This window comes from Pseudoxanthomonas sp. UTMC 1351 (genome assembly GCF_040948865.1).
In the GTDB taxonomy this organism is placed as follows: Bacteria; Pseudomonadota; Gammaproteobacteria; order Xanthomonadales; family Xanthomonadaceae; genus Pseudoxanthomonas_A.
This window is the reverse complement of the sequence record NZ_JAVGJT010000031.1, coordinates 58789-76914: the sequence shown is the minus strand read 5'-3', so window position 1 is coordinate 76914 and position 18126 is coordinate 58789. Positions and strand designations below refer to the sequence as shown.

The following is an 18126-nucleotide window of genomic DNA, read 5'->3' as shown; positions in this document are numbered from 1 at the left end:
GGACGCGGGAGCCATGAGTCAGGCCGGGCAGGCGGCTTTGAATGAGTTGCACAACCGGGTCTTTGGACCGCTGGTCCAACGCTACTTGGAGGCTCGCCACCACGTAGCGCCTGTACGCACCTTTCAAGGAAGCGGAGGGCGGGATGCGGAAGACCCGATCATCGCTCGGTCGGCCACCGCCAGACCGGGACGCGGCCGGCACTGAACCCTCCTTGTCCCCAAGCCGATCGCGGACGGTTCGCAACGCTTTTTTTGCCACTCCGGCGGGCTTGCTGGCCGCGGCCGTCTCACCGCAACCGCCGCTGGATGCGGCATAGCCCGGCATCCATGACGCCAAGCCGCGCTAGTATTCCTGCCATCGCCCGCTGTGCCAGCGCGTCGTGTTGCGCGACCAGCCGCGCGAAAGTGCGCCAGCGCATCCATTTCGGTTTACCACCCGGGTCATTGAGGATGCCCGGCGCCCACCCCAAGCGGGTCCGCAGTCGGTCCGCCCGCCGCGCTCGGCCATCGGCATCGTCCCGCGCACTCGCGTACGCCAGTTGCTGGCACTGCCGGCAGGCGAAAATGCCGCTGCGCAGGTACAACCAGGCCACGCGCCACGCGCCGCCCGCACCCACGCGCCGGGCACAGAAACCACGGACGTGCGCCGCCCAGATGACAGGGCGTGCGCACGAGCCGCACCGGATATCGCGTGTCTTGCCAGACGTGATCGTCGCGAGAATACCGGTAGATCAGCGTCACCTGATCGTGTTCGCTGTGCAGTTCCATCGACGCCACGACGGCATCGCCCCGTCGCCAGCGCCACGGTAGCCCGGCTGCAACGCGCCCACACGGGCGCACTGTCGCACGTCCAGCGCATAACCATCCTCGGTGGTGGCTTTGGCCCCTTTCAATGCGCGCCGCTTCCTGTGTCAACCCGCAGGGGGAGCCATAATCGCTTCCGGTATTGTCACTTGAGCATCGTCATCGCACATGATCGCAACTCCCACCAATAGCTTGCCATTCCCTCTCATTGACGTCATACGCAATTTGTATGAGCCAGCGGGAATGAAGCTGACGGGCGACCCTTGGCGTGAGGCCGAAGGGGCCGACTACAGCGCTTTGCGTTTTGAGCTCGACGGTCGCCTGATCGTCTATCGTGTTGCAAAGACGACCTCGAAGAAGACCGGCCAGTTCGTGACGGTGTGGAAGCGGCCAGCGCCAGACGGCCCGATCGCGCCACTGGATGCTGATGATGGCGTCGACTTTGTCGTGGTGAGCGCGTTCTGTCCCAACCACTGCGGGCAGTTCGTTTTCAGCTCCGTATTGCTGGTTTCACACGGAGTCATGTCGCGGCAGGCGCAAGGCGGCAAGCGCGCCTTGCGCGTGTACCCACCGTGGAGCCAACCCGCCTCGAAGCAAGCCGTGAACACGCAACGATGGCAGTGCCGGCATTTCCTTCCCATGGCGGTCGATGGCACTGCCAAGCCCGCTGACGTACGACGGCTCTTTAAGCTCTGATGCCCCGGCCACGCGCCAAGATAGGTCCGGCAACCTGATCGATCAGCTCGGCTGAGTCGAGCGCTGCAACGGGACGTCACGCTCACTTCGGGGCTGCATCGCCCATTCGACATCGTAACGATCCGTTTCTCGCGGCGCGTCCGGCCGCTCGATTCGGGCTCACCGGCGGCCGGACCCTCGAGGTAGCACCGCCACAAGTGGAAAATTCGGCTTTTGGGGGTTGGAACTGCGCCGCGTACTCGGCCGGCGGGCTATCCCTAATGGCCGAATGGGGGAGGGCGTGATTGTAATCCTGTCTCCAGCTTTCGATCCTCTGGCTGGCGTCTGTTTCAGCGACTAGAACTAGGTGCGTTGAGGGGATAACTCTGGTTTGGCGCCGTCGGAAACGGGCGCTTCAAACGATGGGCGGCGGCGTTGCGCCGCCGGGGTGCGGGCTACGTAGATTTGGGCCGGCATGCTTGTGCAGTCGATATTCCCGCTTGTGGTTCACCTGCCAGGCCCTCCTGTCGCAACAACAAAAAGTGCGCCGGAGGCCGTGGCGGACCCGGACTGCGGCGATCTCCTCGATTGGCTTGAGCAAGGAGCCATCTCCTTTCTAGTTGGACTGGCAATACCGATCTGGGCGTACTGCGTTATCACCGCACAGGCGCGGCGCGCGCGATACCCGTCGATCAGACGCTAGCTGCCTGCGCAGGGTTGGCCTCAGAGCGTTTTGCCAACACATCCTGCAGCAGGATCTTGTCCAGGATTAGGTCGGTGACCAGTTGCTTGAGCTTGCGATTCGCTTCCTCCCGTTGCAGTAGCCGTCGCAACTCGGATGCGCCCAACCCATCAGACTTCCTGCGCCGGTTGCAGAACGTGTAACGCCGCTCTTCGGGCACGCCTTCTCGATCTTTGTGCCGGTCTCAGACGGCTTAAGGCGAATGCGAACTGCTGTTAGGTGAACTTTGACCTCTTCATGGCGACGAACCTCCTTGGGCCTGAGCGTGGCCGAATCTTTCTAGTTCTGGGTGGTCCTGTTCGTCGGTGGAAGGTCAGTGGCTGAACCAGAGTTCGTACTAGCGTCGTACCAGGATGCCAGGCTAGCTTCTCTGCCGTAGCCGTATCGATGCCAACAGAACATGGGGTGGACACATGAGCACGCAGATGGACCAGGAGGCGCCGAGCGAAGGCTGGCAGTTGAAGGTTCTTCCGTTCATGACGAGGGCCATTGCAACGATGGGATTTCTGTTCTTCGTCAGTAGCCTAGTCCAGATTCACCTCATGGGGGTTGAGTTGAAGACGCAACCAGAAACAAAGCCGTGGCTGGCCACATCGCTGGGCGGGTTCAGTGTCGACATCCAGGCAGAGCTGATGCGATGGAATAGCCTCGTGGTCCTCGAACACGAAACGCTCCAAGCCCGGACGCAGAGCGTCAACGCAGTCATTCTTCGCCAAGCGTCGCTGATGCATCTGGGCTTCTTAACGGGAATGGTCCTCTGTCTGATCGGAGCTGTCTTTGTGCTCGGGCGATTACAGACGCCGGTCACCTCGTTGAGTGGAGAAGCTCACAATGCCAAGGCGGCCCTCAGAACATCTTCGCCCGGCATCGTCTTGGCTGCACTAGGCAGCGCCCTGATCGTGGCGACGTTATTCCACCACTATCAGTTCAATCTTCCCGAGAAGGTGGTGTACTTGCCGGCCGCGCAGTACTCGTTCCATATCGCCAACGGCCAATCTATCTCTCCGCTGCCTGTGTCCGGCGCGGAACCGAAGCCGAGTACACAACGGCTCTCACCGTCATCTACCGGGGATGACGCCAGTGCCACCCGTCCTTGAAGGAATCGGAGACAGCGATGAACAGAACCATATCGGAGCCGGCGTGGGCCGCATCCGCCAAACTGATTGGCGTGGATATTGCGTGCTTGAAGGCAGTGGCAGCCGTGGAGTCTGCGGGGAGTGGCTTTCTTCAGCCCCCTTCCGATAAGCCCAAAGTACTGTTTGAAGGGCACATCTTTCATCAACATACCAGCGGCCGCTTTGACGCAATCGCCCCAGACCTGAGCTACCCTCATTGGGACAAGTCCAAGTATACGGGCTCCCTGGAGGGCGAGTGGAAAAGGCTGAATGCCGCTATGGCTTTGGACCATGACGCGGCACTCATGTCTGCCAGCTGGGGGGCATTTCAGCTGATGGGTTTCAACTTCGCTGCGTGTGGCTTCCTGACGGTCCTCGATTTCATGAAAGCCCAGGAGGCGGGGGCCGAAGAACAATTGGCAGCGTTTGTACAGTTCATCGATCGGGCACCGTATCGAAATGCGTTGCGCATGAGGGATTGGGCAGGATTTGCAACCGTCTACAATGGGCCGGGCTACGCGAAAAATCACTATGACACCCGGTTGTCTGCGGCCTACCTTCAGCACGGTGGCCAGGCGGGAACAAGCAAGTGAATTGAGGGTGGGACGCTGAACAGCACGAGCCATGTTGGCCATGCGCCCATCGCCGGAAGCTGGAAATTGAGAGCGACAGTGGTTTTCGGTGTGCCGTCGGCGATCTGGGTGGTACTGTAGGACTGGATCGCTCGACTGCTAGCATTGACCTACAGCGTCTTATGGCGACTCAGCAGTCCAGCGATCCTGATTGAGGGTGAAACGAATTGGCCCGGGTGCTGCGCGCAGCGAACGGAAGGCCCACGGGCCAGAGGCGACCGACACCAGCGTGGCGGCCGACCAGGGCAAGTAACGGTGTTCGAAGTGACGCCGAAGTCCGCCGTCGGCGTGCCCGGCACGGCGCGTGCCCGGCACGGCGGTGCCGACGAGCAGGGTGACCGCGAGCGCGGTCCTCTCCCCGCTCACGGCCGCGCCGAACACTGCCGCTCAAGTGACTTCCATCATCGCGATGATGGTTTCAGCGTTTTGGCCTCGGGGAAGGACGGCGCCGCACAGCTGTCACGTAACCGATGGCGCCTGCAGCCGGTCTGACTTTGGGCCTGGCGGCCATGCCTGCACTGTTACGGGTGTAGAAACGAGATTACCGAGCCGTTGGCTTGACGGGATGAGGTCATTCTGGGCGTGGCGCCGACGACATGGCATCACCACCTGCGCCAGTGGCTCACCTCATCATTCGCGAGACCTTGGGTGCGTTGGAGGAGCTTGATCTGTGAACGCCCTTTGACCCCATCGGCCACGCGGCAGCGGCAGAGACCCTGCGCGCATATATGCGCTCGCTAGTGAGTGAAAGACAGATGGCGCGCGCGCCGTGTCCGAGGGCGGGGAGGCGGTCACCCAGTGCGAGAGGTGCCATCCGGTCGGGCACGCACCGCGTCTGAAGGTATGCGCTTGGCGCAAGCACCGCAAAGCGTTGCGCGCCATCCCCAGACCGCCCGTACGTGGCGGTCTGGGGATGGCACTACGTCCCCGACCCGCCAACCCCACTGCGACATGGGGTAGTGCAGCGCGGGCGATGGGCATCTGCGGGCCAATGCATGCTCACCGCTGCCCGCCTATGGAGCCCGTCGTAGACAACGCTGCCGAGTACGCCGAAGCGGCTCAAATTGCTCCTGGCCAAATGACTTCGAGAAAATCCAATCTGGGGGTCGGGCAACGGAATCCGCGACGGCGCTGGCCCACGCGCAGAGGGTCATCGGCCATTGCCGGCGGGGCTCCCGGATCAGCCGGTCCCGGCGCGTCAGAGCTGAAGGCCCGCGTTGACGAAGGACACCTGAAGTGCGACGCGCAAGCGTGCGGCCACGATGACCTGATCTCCGGTAGTGCGCAGCGCAGGTGGACGAAGGCGTAGCCACAGCCGTCCGGCAATGCATTCGAAGGGACTTGCATACAGATGTTCCATGCGCGCCTCGATGGCACAAGGGCGGTCATGCGGGCGACGCGACTCCTCGCGGGTACGTCATCGTGCGGATAGTCGCCGAGGCCAGGTTGCCTGATGAACCGCAGCTCGATCCGACCTGCAGTGCGGCAACCACCCTATGCAGGCTCGCACTGACGGTCGCGGCCGGTCGGCCCGATATGTCGGCACCAATTCCACAGGTGGCAGGAAAGAGGAAGTTTCGTATTTGTTGCATAGGTTTACCGACGAGCTGCAAGCAACCTAATGGCCATCACAACACGCTTTGCCCAGGATGTCGCCATGACCAACGTACTCGCATTGTCTTCCTTTCGTAAGAACGGATCGCCCGCAGCCCCGGCGGCCGACACGAAGGCAACAAAGGACGTGGCCACACTCACTCGCCTGCTACAGGAGGCCTGCCGCGAGGAAGGCGCCATCCTCCTTCCGCTGCTTGCTAGAATGCTGATGGCGCATATGCGCAGTCGCCACCTGGACGCCAGCGCCAACGAGGAAATCCGCGATTTCCTGGACGAGATCCAACTATTGGTTTGCTTGGAAATCGAAAGACAAGGCCTGCGCTACGGGAACGAACCATTGCCTGGTCATCAGCCTTCTACCTTTGCGCACACATAGATTTCCTGATTCCGCAATGCGGCCTTGTCAGGTCACCTATCACCTGCTCGAAAGATTCAGCGTGGCTACTCCGGGTGTGAACCTGCTGCGTGTGGAGATGGCAGGGGTTCTATCCTGCTAACACGGACACTTCAGCTAAACTTCATCCTGGGGCAGGAGCAGTGTCATGCGATCCGGACTCACGACTACAAGCGTATGGCACCACCTCGCGGTTGCCGCGCAGACAAAGTTATCGAACAGCATAGATGGCGTCATCGCAGCATCGAGCCCCGGCCGTTTCTGAAGGCAATCGATGCGACCGTGGCGGCCAATCAGGACGTCCGCCTGATCATCGAACGACGGCACGCGCAAGACCGAAAAGGTGTGGGCACGGTTTGCGGTACGCCCGCGCTATCACGAGCACTTCACGCCCGCCTCTGCCTCTTGGCTCAATCTGGTCGAGCGATTTTTCGGCCCGGATCAGTGAACAGTGGAGCAAGCACAATGCGCTCAGCAGTGTGTCCGACCTCGAACCGTCCATCTACGTCTACATCGACAACCAGAACGCAGGCCCCAAGCCGTTCGTTTGGCACGAGACCGCCGATATCATCCTGGCGTCAGTTGCGCGTGCGGCCACTAGACTTACTTAAAGGTGCTGTTGAGCCAATACACGGGCTGTCGCGCGTCAAAGCATGATAACGCCCCTTTTTGATTGCGCGTCCGCTCCAGGTGCTTGCTATGCGCTAAGCGACCGGACGGGGCGGCGCCATGCAGTCTAGGCCGCACCAATCCTTGAGGGCGCTGTGCCAGTATCCAAGCTTCTGCGCCAGTGCGCTGCCCGATGCTGGCATGACCCCGAAGAACAGCTCGATGCTGCGTCCTTCGTCGGCGTGCTGGGCCTGCGCGGCATGGACGGCAAAGGCAGGGCTGCCTGCGCCGCCGAGAATGAACGCCCCGCTGGCGGCATCGGGGAAGTCAGCTTTGCCCCACGGCAGCGCATGTTCTTGCAGGACCGGCAGGCCCGAGTCGGGACCGTAGCGTTGCAAGATATCGAGTCGATAGGCAGCGTCCTGCTGCGCCGTGCCGACGCCGTCTTGGCAGAACACCAGGTGCAACGGGTCGCCCCGATTCAGTCGCGCCAGCAGGCCTAGCTTCCGGGCGTATTGCGCTGGCGCTTGAGGATCATCGCCATGGGTGCGAAACGGGGTCGCCCTTTCGGCGGTCACGATGAATTGCGTGCCGTCCAGGGTGCGTTCCATCGCCCATTGCACGCCGGCGACCGCGTCCCATCGTACGTGCTCGGTCTCCGGAACCTGCACGTAGCCGCTGCGCATCAGTTCGGTCGCCAAGGTCTTTGCGCTGGCCGTGCGCGCGCCCAAGTGCGGCGCAGCGTCCAGACAATCGAGCACGCGTTGGGCTACGCTCGTGAAGGCAGGCGTGGCCATGGCAGAGGTTGAAGGAGCGAATACTGCGGAGGAAATCGGAAGCATGGACGTACGGTCCTTGTGGGTGGCTGGCGTGTACACGCCAAGGTGGTCCGCAGTGTAGTGCACGACAGGGAGGTGGGCGGTAGCGGAGGTGACGCGCAAGCCTTTCGCTGTATGCAATACGAGAAATCGCGATGATCGTCGGGCACGATCCCGGAACAAATCGAACGAATAGCCTGGCTGCGCCATCTCCTTGCGCGACTCGCCCGCGCCACTGCTTTCCTGCCATCCCGACGTTCGGACCTTTCCTCGTCGCGTCGCCGGAACCGCCTCGACACGGCGCCCTCGGGGGTCTTGCCGGATGCCCATCGGATGCGTGGCCGACCGCGCCAAAGCGCAGCTGCGCTGTCCGCAGGGCGCCGGTCACAAGGTCGCATCGACGGCCGATGGCGAAGTCCCTGCGGCGAGCAGGCGCGCAGCAGCCGATAGGCGCGATGGGTCTGGGCGCTTCGCGCGCTCAGTGTGCGCATGCCGCGTCGGCGGGGCACCGTCCAAACGCGCTACCGACCACCGAGCTGCGGCCACGGCGATGCCCGCAGCCACGGCCTGGGGCTGATGGCTGCACAGGCTCCGGCGTGCAGGCACGGTGGCGATGGGCAAGCGCGGGTGTCCGGGCGTGGCAGGGACGCCAACGCGCCGGCTCAAGCCATAGCCGTCCAGCGCGGACATCTCGCATCGGTCGGCACGGCGGCATAGGACTGCGCGCCGGGCGTATGCTAAGCCTGTTCGCCCTCGCACGCGATTGCCCAGGCCTAGGCGTAGGCGAGGGCGGCCCATTGCTGACTGAGCATCAGCGCGTTGACGGGGTTGTCCTCGGTCGCCAAGGCCGGAAGGGGAGCCAGGGCTGGCGGAGATAGGGGCATCATGCGGTACTCCTTGGAGCGGTTACCTTGCACCGAGGGCAAGCGCATCGCCAGTTGAACTCAGCGCGTGACCAGGCCCCAGTGCCGCACCTTGCGCGCGCGGAGGCGGCCCAAGCCAAAGAAGATTCGCCGGACGATCCGGGATGGCTTCGTCTGTTCACGGCCTAGGGTGGCCGGTAGGTTGGAACAATGCGAATTTCCTTTCACTCGGTTCTTGCTTATGGATGACACGGTGGCCGCCAGCACGCAGTTTCGGCTTTACCAGCCAACGCTCAACGAGAGCATGCGCGTTGTCATCGTCTCCAGCGAGCCGCTGACGCGGCTGGGAGTGCGGCTGCTGCTCGAGCAGCGTCCGGAGCTGGAATGGGTGGGCGATTCTCCGTGCTCGCTGGCTGCCTTGAGCCTGATGCACGAACACCGTCCCGATCTGGTGATCGTAGATATTGCCCGGCCTTTACGTAAATCGCTGGGCTTGATTCGGCGTCTGCGGGCCTCGAGCAAACCGCTGCGTATCCTGGCGGCGGCCGCGCAGCCGGAGTGGCTGCTGGGCGCGCGCGCATTGCGTGCTGGCGCCAATAGTTTCGTGCACAAATCGGCCGACGCACGCGAACTCTTACTGGCGATCGATCTGTGCGCGCACGGGCACAGCTATGTCAGCCAGTCCTCGCTCGATCAGTTTCTTCATACCTCCCCGCAGGGAACGGCGGCGCAAAAATTCGCGCAGCTGAGCGATTGCGAGCTCGATATTTTCTACTATTTGCTTGATGGCACGCCGGTCAGTCAAATCAAGCGCAACCTGCACCTCACCGAGAAGGCGATCAGCAACTACAAAGCGCGCGTCATTCGCGCCTTGGGTATCCCGCCGCCGCTGGAGCTTGGCTCCTTCGCAAGCAGCCACGGCCTGAGCCCGCACTGATCAGCTTATGCTCTGGCTCTTGCCCAGTTCGATCAAGTCGCGAATGTTGGTCAGGCCGAGCTTGCTCATGATGCGCCGCTTGTGTGCGCTGACGGTTTTGTTGCTGATCAACATATGCGATGCGATCTCCACGTTGGATTGCCCTTGGGCTAGGCAACGAAAGACCTCGAATTCCTTCTCGCTTAGTTGTCCGATCGAGCCGTCGCCGGCAAAGCGCGGGTAGTTAGCGGCATTGGCCAGCACGTCCTGGCAAAAGAAACTCTTGCCCTGCACCGCCAGTAATGCCGCGGTGATCAGCTCGTTCAAGGCCCCGCCCTTGTGCACGAAGCCGTTGGCGCCCATACGCAGGACGCGGATGCCATTGGCCCTTTCGTCGGCGGCGGAGACCACGACGATGGCGGTCTTGCCCTCGCTGGCGCGCACGCGGCGGATGACCTCAAGGCCGCCTAGCATCGGAATGTCCAAATCGACGATCAGCAGGTCGGGCGCCATCTCACGTACGGCCGCCAAGCCGGCGCTGCCGTTGCTGCGTTCGGCGATCACTTCGAACTGGCCGCAGCCTTCTAGTAGCGCCTTGATGGCCGCGCAAACCATGGGGTGATCATCAACGACAATGACTCGGTACATGTGATTGGCCTCGTCGGGAATGCAGGTGGATGACTGGGGCGAGGAAGTTTCCAGTAGGCCGTCGTGGCCACCGGCTCCCTACCAGCGGAGTATGCGCCACTGCAATCGGGCATGCTTGGCGATGTATCCCGGTCAATATGGCGAATATTCGCTATCTCACGTCAGAGTCGGCTGCGCGCGCAACGTGGCGCGCGCGCTGAGCCCTTCCGCTCTGGGCGGGCCACTGGGCGATCATCTTCCCGTCTCGGTAGTGACCCAGATCCGGGGATGGTCCGGTTGGCCGGCCGCTACGATGCTATCGAGTGTCCCCTGCCTTAGGGTATGAATTTGAGGCTTTGAACTTCACAAAAGGGGAGTGCCTGTATTCCGAGGCGCTCATTCCGAAGTGCCGGCGCAGGGCGTTTGTACGTTGAATGCGAAAGTACTTGGGTTAGGTAGTCCGGTGTTTGGCCAAGCAGAAGGAGAGCTGGGTCGAGGAAGGGCGCTTGATGCCGGATCACGTGCACATCCTGCTTCGGATTCCGGAGCGCCGACGTTTTTTCTGGCCCGCTCAGTGCCGCCCTCGCGGCGCCGGAAAATCCCGGGGTGGGGCCTAAGTGGCGGTGCCGGTGGCTGGATGCTGCACCACCTAGCAGGCCAGTGAACGAAATGAGCGCATCGCTCCAAATCGACAGGAGCGTACCCGTGAGCGCTCGTCGTCGAACAAATGCACTAGTCCATCTTTGCGGATGCCGCAATGCGCTTGGGTGATGCCGTCCTGGAAACTCTCGAAGATCTGTGTCGGTTCGCTGCTCGCCGGCCTAGCCACTTGCCCGTCGACGATTCTGGTCGCGATTCAGATCTCGCCGGTGCGCTCGCCGCGCATCGGCCTTGCTCCGATGCATTGGCAAGGCGTGCGAAATTTCCCCGTGAATATTAAGAGATAGGACGGGGGCGCGCCCCCAGCTTCGGCTATTCCATTGGGTGTGCCTGTCCGTAAATTGCACGCCTGCGCAGATGCATCCGCATTCACTGCCGCTATTGGCGCTTACTCTGGAGGTGCTCCATGCATGTCTATCCAACCGTATTTGAGGTGATTACGCCGCATCTGCGCCCTGAGGTGGTGGTGGATCCGACGACGCCATTACAGCGTGGGCAACGGCTGCTGGTCATGGGCGAGGGCGTCGATATCTGCGGACTCAAGCGCTTGGAAGCCGACCCGTTCGTGCTGCCACGGGCGTTGGCTTACTACGACCTGGTCTGCGGCGCGCGCGAGCTGCGCCGCGAAGTTCCGGCTCCGCTAGCGTGGGCGAGCTCGCGGGACATCGAGACCGCCAGCAGCCAGGTCGAGTGGATGCTTGAGCGCTTGGCTGAAAGCTGCCCGCGTTTTGAGGATATGGCACAGCACCTGTGCCGCACCGAGTGCTACCAATTGGTACGTTTCGTCCTCGCGCGCAGTTCCGAGTGCTCCATTGCCGCCATGGCGCGACAGTACGGGTTGTCGGACGTCCACTTCTATCGCTTGTGCAAAAAATACTTCGGCCAGTCTCTCAAGCGTCGGCTGCGCGTACACCGCGCGGCCTGCGCGTTGCTGGAAGGCATCGGTCCGGACCGCAATTTCACCCAGCTTGCGCTGGAGCACGGCTATTCCTCCGCATCGCACTTTTGCGCGGAGATCAAGGCCATCACGGGCACCTCGCCTTCCTCTTTATACGAAATCACCCGGACTCATTGAGCATGATGTTTCTTCGAGCCATCACAGTTGCCATCCTGCTGTGCAGCGTTGCTGGTGTTCAGGCGCAAACTCCCTTGGAGGGCACGCAGCTGACGCGCCGAGATCTGCCCAGCGAAGAGGGTTTTGTCGCGCGCGGCGGTAGCGTGTCGATGCTGGTCAATGTCGTTGCCGGAAAGGTCGGGCAATCAGCGATCGTGAGCCCCAAGGCGCAAAAGAAGAAGTTGGAAGGCACGTTTGACTTAGCTAAGTCTTCTCAGGCGCTGGACCTGGTCTGCAAGGATCTTGGCTTGATCTGGTACAGCGACGGGCAATCGCTATACGTGTACGACGCCTCCGAGACCCGCAGCGCCATGGGGCGCATGCGTTCGGCTTCGGTGGCTTCGCTGCAGGCGTTCTTGCGCCAATCCAATCTCGATGACGGCCGCTATCCAGTACGCGGCGCTGCCGGTGACGGCACCTTCTATGTTTCCGGCCCGCCGGTCTATGTGGAAGCTGTGATCAACGCGGCCAACTACATCGACGATATTCACCAAGGGGCCGACGCGGAGGCCACGCACGTAGAGATCATAAAGCTCAACAACGGCTTCATTGGCGGGCGTCGCTACGGGATCCGCGGCCAAAGCGAGGTTATGCCCGGGATTGCCGATGTCCTGGCTGCAATGATGGCGCAAGTGCAGTTGGGCAAGGTGACGTTGCAGGCCGGTCCGGCCGATGCCGGAGAACCCACCGGGGTCGCAGACGCGCCAACGACGCCGATGCTCGCGTCGCGGACGACGGCCGTGTCGGCCCCGGCCGCGGGCATGGTCATCATGGCCCATCCGCAATCAAACAGTCTGCTGCTGCGCGGCACACGCGAGCAGCTGCGGCAAGCCCGCGAGTTGGTCACCGCAATGGACGTGGCGCGGCAACAGATCGAGATGTCGTTATGGATCATCGATGTCAAGAAAAGCGAAGTTGACCGTCTGGGCGTGAACTGGTCCGGTAGCCTCAACGTCAATGACTACATTGGGGTGTCCTTCAATCAGGATCGCGGCGGCGTCACCACCTTGGATGGCGGGCAATTTCTAGCTTCGGTTTCGGCCTTGGTCAAAACCGGCGCGGCCAGCGTGGTCTCGCGCCCGGTGCTGATGACCCAGGAGAACGTCGAAGCTCATTTTGACAGCAACAACACCTTCTATGAGCCGCTGGTAGGCGAGCGTGTGACTTCGCTGGAAGCGGTCACTTACGGCACGCTGATCAGCGTCTTGCCGCGCCTGGCGGCCAACGGCGAGGTCGAAATGCAGCTGCGTATCGAAGATGGTGCGGCCAATCCGACCAGCAGCGAGGGCGCCTTGCCGGTGGTAGCGCGCACCTCCATCGATACGATCGCACGCGTGCCCCAGCACTTGAGTTTGTTGGTGGGCGGCTATACCCGCAGCGCCCAGGAAGAGGGCGAGGATGGAATTCCAGGGTTGTCGAGGTTGCCATTGGTGGGGGGGGCTTTTCGGACCCGCCGCAATTTGTCCGAAAGCATTGTGCGAGTGTTCCTGATTCAGCCGCGCGTGCTCGACAGCGGCGACGCGATGACGCACGGCGATATTGGCTCGCGCCTGCCCCTGCCGGCCAGCGATCGTCTGGATGAAGTCAGCAGGCTGCTGCCCCCGCCGACGTCGGTACCGATTGAGGGTCCAGCGCGGACCGAAGCGATTCCCGAGGTGATGACGCCCGTGCAGGAGCCCCTCGATGGCCGTAACGATTAATCCCAGCCCGCAGATGCTCGTTCCGATCGTTCCGGCCGTACCTACGGTCGCGGCCGTAGGTCAGCAACTATCAGGCGCGCACTCGCATACCAGTGTGCTGCACACCTCCATTTCCATGAGCGACGACATGTCGGCGCTGGTATCGACCGCGCGTTCACGACGGGGCGAGGAGACGCGCAGCAGCCAAAACGCGGCCGCCTGGGTCGATCGCGTACTCGACAACCATGCCGAACGTAAAATCGCTGACCTGAAAGCCCAATTGTTGGCCGGCAAACCGCATTCGGGCGACGTGCGCTCGTTGCTGCAGGCGTTGTTCTCGGATCTGAGTGACATGGTCGCGGTGCTGCGAGCGCTGATCGATGACGAGGAGCTCGAGCGATTGCAGGAGACCCTGGAAAAAACCCTCCAGGAACTGATGGCAGAGCAGGGTGCCCAAGGCACTATGCGTTCGGTCAAAGCCGGCCTGAATGCGGCCATTCCGGCGCGCTTGGCCGCCCACAATTCGGCGTTGCTGACCACCGATCTGCGAGATTGCTACCGTGATTTCCTCGGCGGCGGTCTGGACCCGATCAGCCAATATGAGATATGGATCGAGGTGTTCGGCTTCGCCCATCGATATGCGGTGGTCGAATTCATCGCTGGCGCGCTCAGTGCCGACATCTATTCGCTCGATCCGAGTTGCTCGGCCGTCGAGTTCGGCCAGATGCTGGCCTCGGTTGGTCAGCTGCGCCTGCTCAAGGCCGCCGATGCGGTGATCACCAAGGAGTGTTGGCAGCCAGTGTTGATGGCCCGCCTGGACGTCGATTTGCCCACCTTGACTGGCGAGATGTTGTCGATCATCCGCCAAGGTGGCGGTTGGGCGAAGTTGTTTGATGGGTGTCTGGCGCCGGTGCGGCTGAGGTGCTCGGCCGATGAGATATCCGGCATCGCGCAGCGCTTTCAGCGCGCCCTGCGCAGCTTTCCGATCAACCTGTGGTCCGAGCCGGGCCACCTGGTCCAGGCCCAGGAGGAGTTGGCAGCGTTGGTCCATCAAGCGATGCTGCGCGAATCGCTGGCCACGACCAGTTCACGCCGGCTGCTGGTGAGCGTCTGATGAGCTCGATCAAAGCCACGACGGCCCACGGCCGCTTCCCCAATCTTTTCCAGCCCGAACTGGCGCTGGTGGTCATCATGGCCGTGGTTGTGGCCATGCTCATCTTGCCGCTGCCGACCGCGCTGGTGGACGTCTTCATTGGTCTGAACATGGCCGTGGCGATCGTCATCTTCCTCAGCTCCTTTTACGTTGAGCGCATCCTCAATTTCTCGACGTTTCCCTCGATCATCCTGTTCACCACGCTGATGCGCTTGGCGCTATCGGTGAGCACGTCGCGGCTGATCCTGCTCGACGGTGATGCCGGTCACATCGTCCAAGCCTTCGGCGAGTTCGTCGTCGCCGACAACCTGGTAGTGGGATTTGTCATCTTCGGCATCGTCACCTTGGTCCAGTTCATCGTGATTACCAAGGGCTCCGAACGCATCGGCGAGGTGGTGGCGCGCTTCTCGCTGGACGGCATGCCGGGCAAGCAGATGAGCATTGACGCGGATCTGCGTGCCTCTGCCATTACAGCCGAGCAGGCGCAAAAGCGCCGTTCAGACGTGGAACGCGAAAGCCAGTTATATGGCTCCTATGACGGGGCGATGAAGTTCGTCAAAGGCGACGCGATCGCGGGCATCGTGATCGTGCTGGTAAATCTGATTGGTGGCATCGCCGTGGGCGTGCTGCAGCACGGCATGCCCTTTGAGCAGGCGCTCAAAACCTTCACCTTGCTTACCGTCGGCGACGGCCTAGTGGCGCAGATCCCGGCGTTGCTGATCTGCGTCAGCGCTGGCTTTGTGGTGACCCGGGTCAGCGGCGAACGCCAGAACCTGGGCGCCAACATTTTGAGCGAGCTGTTCAACAGCAATATCGTGCTGTGCCTGGGCGCGATCCTGGTGCTGGCGTTGGGGCTGCTGCCGGGCTTTCCGTTCTGGGTGTTCCTGTTGCTGTCCTCGGCCCTGTTCGCGCTGTTTCTGTGGCGCAGTCGCGCTGCCAGGAGCGGAGATGGCTCCGGCGAGGAAGCCGCGACGATGGACCGCGGGTCCAGCGATAGCGTCGGCAGTCTCGATGGCGCGGTGCGGATCGGCCACGAGTCGGTACCGATCATTGTGTTGATGCCAGCGCCGCTGGTTGCCGCGTGGAACGCTGGGCGCTATGCCGAGCGGCTCAAGGAGGCCTTTCAGATCGGCACCGGCGTGCAACTGCCGCAGATGACCGTGCGCGCCTTCGGCGATACCCCGCATGCGGTCTCGGTGCTCATCAACGAGGTGCCGGCTCATGCGGGGCACCTGGTGCTGGACCACTGCCGCGTCCTGGGCCCGGCAGCGGAACTCGAAGCGCTGGGTTTGATGCGCGTGGCTACGGCCGACGGCGGAGCGCAGTGGTGGGTGCCAAGCTCGAACGTGGTCTCGGTTAGGACCTTGGGCTTTGAGGCGCGAGACGAGTTTGAAGAACTGCTCAGCCTGATCACACAGGCGGCCCTGGTCAACATCAGCGAGCTGTTTGGCATACAGGAAACGAAGCACGTTTTGGATGAGCTTGAGGGTAAGTTTCCGGAGCTGGTCAAGGAAACCTATCGTCATGTCCCGGTCCAACGTGTGGCCGAGGTACTGCAGCGCCTGCTGCGCGAGGGCATCTCGATTCGCAACATGAAGATCGTTCTGGAGGCGTTGGCGCAATGGGGTCAGCGCGAGAAGGACGTCATCTTGTTGGTCGAGCATGTGCGCGGGGCGCTAGCCCGCTATATCTCGGCCCGGTTCGCCCGCGACGGCCGAATTTCCGTGTTGGCCGTGTCGTCGGCGACCGAGGAGCTGATCCGCGGAGGCATCCGCCACGGCCAAGGTGCCGCCTTCTTGAATCTGGAACCGGCCAAAGCCAACGAGCTGCTTGGGCGCTTTGTCATGCATGTCCAGGAAGTTGGCGCTTTCCGCCATGACGTCGTGGTTATGGTTCCCCCCGACATTCGACGCTTCGTCAAACGGTTCATCGAGAACCGCCTTCCACATACGCACGTGATCTCGTTTGCGGAAGTCTCCGACACCGTCGCCATCGACATTCTGAGGACGCTATGAACAATTTGAAAGCTGTTTTGATTGAAGCCCTGGAGATCCTGGGCTGCGACCCCCGCCAGTTCGACTTCGACGACAAATCGCTGATCGCGCTGCACTTTCGCGACATCGACGACATTCTGATCGACCCGCTCGAAGATGCGGTGTGGTTGTGGGGCTCGTTGCCGGAAATGCCGGCCGAGGCCCTGCGCAGCTCCGCTTTCGAGCTGCTGACGGCGGTCGCCGAGCCGGTGCCGTACCTGAGCAGCGATTGCCTGTGTCTGCGCGGCGTTGAATCGCAGTGGCGCGTGGGCGGTCCGTTACGTGCCGAGTGCGTCAGTCAGCCCGCGCAGCTGGCGGCGGCGATCGAAGGCTTCTACCTGCGCATTCTTTATCTGAGGGAACTAGTCAAGTGAGCCTGCTCCCGGCCCGCCTGTTGCGCCACGGTGCTCATCCGATATCGATCGCCGGTACGATGGTGCGCGCGCGCCTACCAGACGCGGCCGTGGGCGAAGCGTGCGAGTTGCGTGCTCATGCCGGCAGCACCCAGGTCATGGCGCGCGGCGTAGTCGTGGCGCTCGACGAGGGCGTGGCCGCCGTCAGTGTGCTGGGCGATACTCAGGGGATGTCGGCGGCGATGGTGGTGATGCCAACCGGCCAGCCCTATGAAATCGTGGTTTCGCCGCACCTACTGGGCAGCGTCCTTGACGGCTACGGCCGAGTCGTCGACACGCTGGTGGAGCCGGCGGCGCCCGCGCCCGCGGGTACCTCGCGCAGCATGGCGCAAGCGGTCATGGACTACCGGTCCCGGCAACCCATCACGGCGCCTTTTAGCACCGGCATCCGCGTCATCGACGCGCTCATCACCACCGGCATGGGCCAGCGCATGGGCGTGTTCGCCCCGGCCGGAGCAGGCAAAACCACCTTGTGCGAAATGCTGGTCGAGCGCGCGCGGGCTGACGTGTATGTAATCGCGCTGGTCGGCGAGCGGGGGCGTGAAGTGGCCTCGTTTGTGCAGGCACTGCGAGCCTCGGAGAACGCGCCGAGCACGGTCATCGTTCAGGCCACCTCCGACAGCTCTCCTGCCACGCGCTGCAATGCCGCCTGGGTCGCCACCAGCGTAGCCGAGTACTTCCGCGAGGCCGGCGCCAATGTGCTGCTGATGATGGATTCCATGACGCGATACGCGCGGGCCTTGCGCGATGTCGCGCTGGCTGCCGGTGAGCCTCCGGCGCGGCGCGGCTATCCGGCCTCTGTCTTTGAAGCCCTGCCGCGCCTGCTTGAGCGCCCCGGTCGCACCAGCCAGGGCAGCATCACCGCCTTCTACACGGTCCTGCTGGAGGACGAGGAAGAGGGTGATGTCATTGGCGAGGAAGTCAAATCCCTTCTCGACGGCCATATCCACCTGTCTAGCCGCTTGGCCGGACGCGGACATTTTCCTGCCGTCGACGTGCTGCGCAGCGCCAGCCGCCTCTTTCATGACCTAGCTGAGCCCGAGCATCGGCAGGCCACGCAGAGGCTGCGGCAGACACTGGGCCTGCTGGCCGACATGCAGCTCATGCGCGACTTGGGCGAGTACCGGCCCGGCGAGAACGCGCAGTACGACACGGCCATTGCCCGCGAAGGACCTATCGCGGCGTTTGTATGCCAAGACCGGCAACAGCGCAGCCCGATGAGCGCAACGCTCCAGGACTTGTATGCGCTGGCTAGCTGACACGCG

The 18126-nt window shown here is 62.5% G+C and carries 17 protein-coding genes and 1 pseudogene; 11 read left to right on the top strand and 7 right to left on the bottom strand.

Annotation, left to right across the window (positions count from 1 at the left end):
• Positions 1 to 287: 287 nt before the first annotated feature.
• Positions 288 to 593: a hypothetical protein gene (locus AB6O04_RS17980; protein WP_368565648.1), complete on the bottom strand. Its 306-nt coding sequence runs from the start codon at positions 591 to 593 to the stop codon at positions 288 to 290.
• 454 nt (positions 594 to 1047) lie between these two features.
• On the opposite strand from AB6O04_RS17980, the gene AB6O04_RS17975 reads away from it, so the two are divergent.
• Positions 1048 to 1500 carry a MepB family protein gene (locus AB6O04_RS17975; protein ID WP_368565646.1) on the top strand — a complete coding sequence of 151 codons (453 nt, stop codon included), beginning with the start codon at positions 1048 to 1050 and terminating at the stop codon, positions 1498 to 1500.
• Positions 1501 to 1723: 223 nt separating this feature from the next.
• On the opposite strand, the pseudogene AB6O04_RS17970 reads toward AB6O04_RS17975, so the two are convergent.
• A pseudogene (locus tag AB6O04_RS17970) lies at positions 1724 to 2460 on the bottom strand (hypothetical protein); the annotation flags it as partial.
• Between the two features lie 174 nt (positions 2461 to 2634).
• On the opposite strand from AB6O04_RS17970, the gene AB6O04_RS17965 reads away from it, so the two are divergent.
• Both AB6O04_RS17965 and AB6O04_RS17960 read left to right on the top strand, forming a co-directional pair.
• The gene (locus AB6O04_RS17965) at positions 2635 to 3318 is read left to right on the top strand and encodes a hypothetical protein (protein ID WP_368565644.1); all 684 of its coding nucleotides are present in this window, start codon (positions 2635 to 2637) and stop codon (positions 3316 to 3318) included.
• A gap of 17 nt (positions 3319 to 3335) precedes the next feature.
• The gene (locus AB6O04_RS17960) at positions 3336 to 3929 is read left to right on the top strand and encodes an N-acetylmuramidase family protein (protein ID WP_368565643.1); all 594 of its coding nucleotides are present in this window, start codon (positions 3336 to 3338) and stop codon (positions 3927 to 3929) included.
• Between the two features lie 159 nt (positions 3930 to 4088).
• Here AB6O04_RS17960 and AB6O04_RS17955 read toward each other — a convergent pair whose 3' ends face one another.
• Together AB6O04_RS17955 and AB6O04_RS17950 are read right to left on the bottom strand one after the other, a co-directional pair.
• Positions 4089 to 4334 carry a hypothetical protein gene (locus AB6O04_RS17955; RefSeq protein WP_368565642.1) on the bottom strand — a complete coding sequence of 82 codons (246 nt, stop codon included), beginning with the start codon at positions 4332 to 4334 and terminating at the stop codon, positions 4089 to 4091.
• An 832-nt stretch (positions 4335 to 5166) separates the two neighbouring features.
• Positions 5167 to 5328 carry a hypothetical protein gene (locus tag AB6O04_RS17950; RefSeq protein ID WP_368565641.1) on the bottom strand — a complete coding sequence of 54 codons (162 nt, stop codon included), beginning with the start codon at positions 5326 to 5328 and terminating at the stop codon, positions 5167 to 5169.
• Positions 5329 to 5625: 297 nt separating this feature from the next.
• On the opposite strand from AB6O04_RS17950, the gene AB6O04_RS17945 reads away from it, so the two are divergent.
• Positions 5626 to 5958 (top strand): hypothetical protein, encoded by a 333-nt coding sequence (locus AB6O04_RS17945; protein WP_368565639.1) that lies wholly within the window; start codon positions 5626 to 5628, stop codon positions 5956 to 5958.
• A 722-nt stretch (positions 5959 to 6680) separates the two neighbouring features.
• On the opposite strand, the gene AB6O04_RS17940 is transcribed toward AB6O04_RS17945, so the two are convergent.
• Both AB6O04_RS17940 and AB6O04_RS17935 read right to left on the bottom strand, forming a co-directional pair.
• Positions 6681 to 7427, bottom strand: a complete 747-nt coding sequence (locus tag AB6O04_RS17940; protein ID WP_368565638.1) for a hypothetical protein — start codon at positions 7425 to 7427, stop codon at positions 6681 to 6683.
• A gap of 360 nt (positions 7428 to 7787) precedes the next feature.
• Entirely contained in the window at positions 7788 to 8093 is a 306-nt protein-coding gene (locus tag AB6O04_RS17935) for a hypothetical protein (protein ID WP_368565636.1), read from the bottom strand.
• 414 nt (positions 8094 to 8507) lie between these two features.
• Between AB6O04_RS17935 and AB6O04_RS17930 the strand changes: the two genes are divergently transcribed.
• The gene (locus AB6O04_RS17930; protein ID WP_368565634.1) at positions 8508 to 9203 is read left to right on the top strand and encodes a response regulator; all 696 of its coding nucleotides are present in this window, start codon (positions 8508 to 8510) and stop codon (positions 9201 to 9203) included.
• Here the strand turns inward: AB6O04_RS17930 and AB6O04_RS17925 are convergent, their stop codons facing one another.
• Entirely contained in the window at positions 9204 to 9830 is a 627-nt protein-coding gene (locus AB6O04_RS17925) for a response regulator (protein WP_368565632.1), read from the bottom strand.
• A gap of 1045 nt (positions 9831 to 10875) precedes the next feature.
• Between AB6O04_RS17925 and AB6O04_RS17920 the strand changes: the two genes are divergently transcribed.
• Genes AB6O04_RS17920 through AB6O04_RS17895 form a run of 6 tightly spaced genes read left to right on the top strand, consistent with a single transcriptional unit; the run spans position 10876 to position 18120 of the window.
• On the top strand, positions 10876 to 11544 hold the full coding sequence (locus tag AB6O04_RS17920) for a helix-turn-helix domain-containing protein (protein ID WP_368565629.1): 669 nt from the start codon (positions 10876 to 10878) through the stop codon (positions 11542 to 11544).
• 2 nt (positions 11545 to 11546) lie between these two features.
• The gene (gene sctC, locus AB6O04_RS17915) at positions 11547 to 13283 is read left to right on the top strand and encodes a type III secretion system outer membrane ring subunit SctC (RefSeq protein ID WP_368565627.1); all 1737 of its coding nucleotides are present in this window, start codon (positions 11547 to 11549) and stop codon (positions 13281 to 13283) included.
• Positions 13267 to 14376, top strand: coding sequence for a type III secretion system gatekeeper subunit SctW (gene sctW / locus AB6O04_RS17910; RefSeq protein ID WP_368565626.1), 1110 nt, complete (start codon positions 13267 to 13269; stop codon positions 14374 to 14376). Before sctC ends, sctW begins: the two co-directional genes overlap by 17 nt.
• Complete coding sequence (locus tag AB6O04_RS17905) at positions 14376 to 16430, top strand: EscV/YscV/HrcV family type III secretion system export apparatus protein (RefSeq protein ID WP_368565624.1); 2055 nt, start codon at positions 14376 to 14378, stop codon at positions 16428 to 16430. Before sctW ends, AB6O04_RS17905 begins: the two co-directional genes overlap by 1 nt.
• Positions 16427 to 16822: a hypothetical protein gene (locus tag AB6O04_RS17900; protein WP_368565623.1), complete on the top strand. Its 396-nt coding sequence runs from the start codon at positions 16427 to 16429 to the stop codon at positions 16820 to 16822. The genes AB6O04_RS17905 and AB6O04_RS17900 overlap by 4 nt, the downstream gene beginning before the upstream one ends.
• Entirely contained in the window at positions 16819 to 18120 is a 1302-nt protein-coding gene (locus tag AB6O04_RS17895) for a FliI/YscN family ATPase (RefSeq protein WP_368565622.1), read from the top strand. Before AB6O04_RS17900 ends, AB6O04_RS17895 begins: the two co-directional genes overlap by 4 nt.
• Positions 18121 to 18126: the final 6 nt, after the last annotated feature.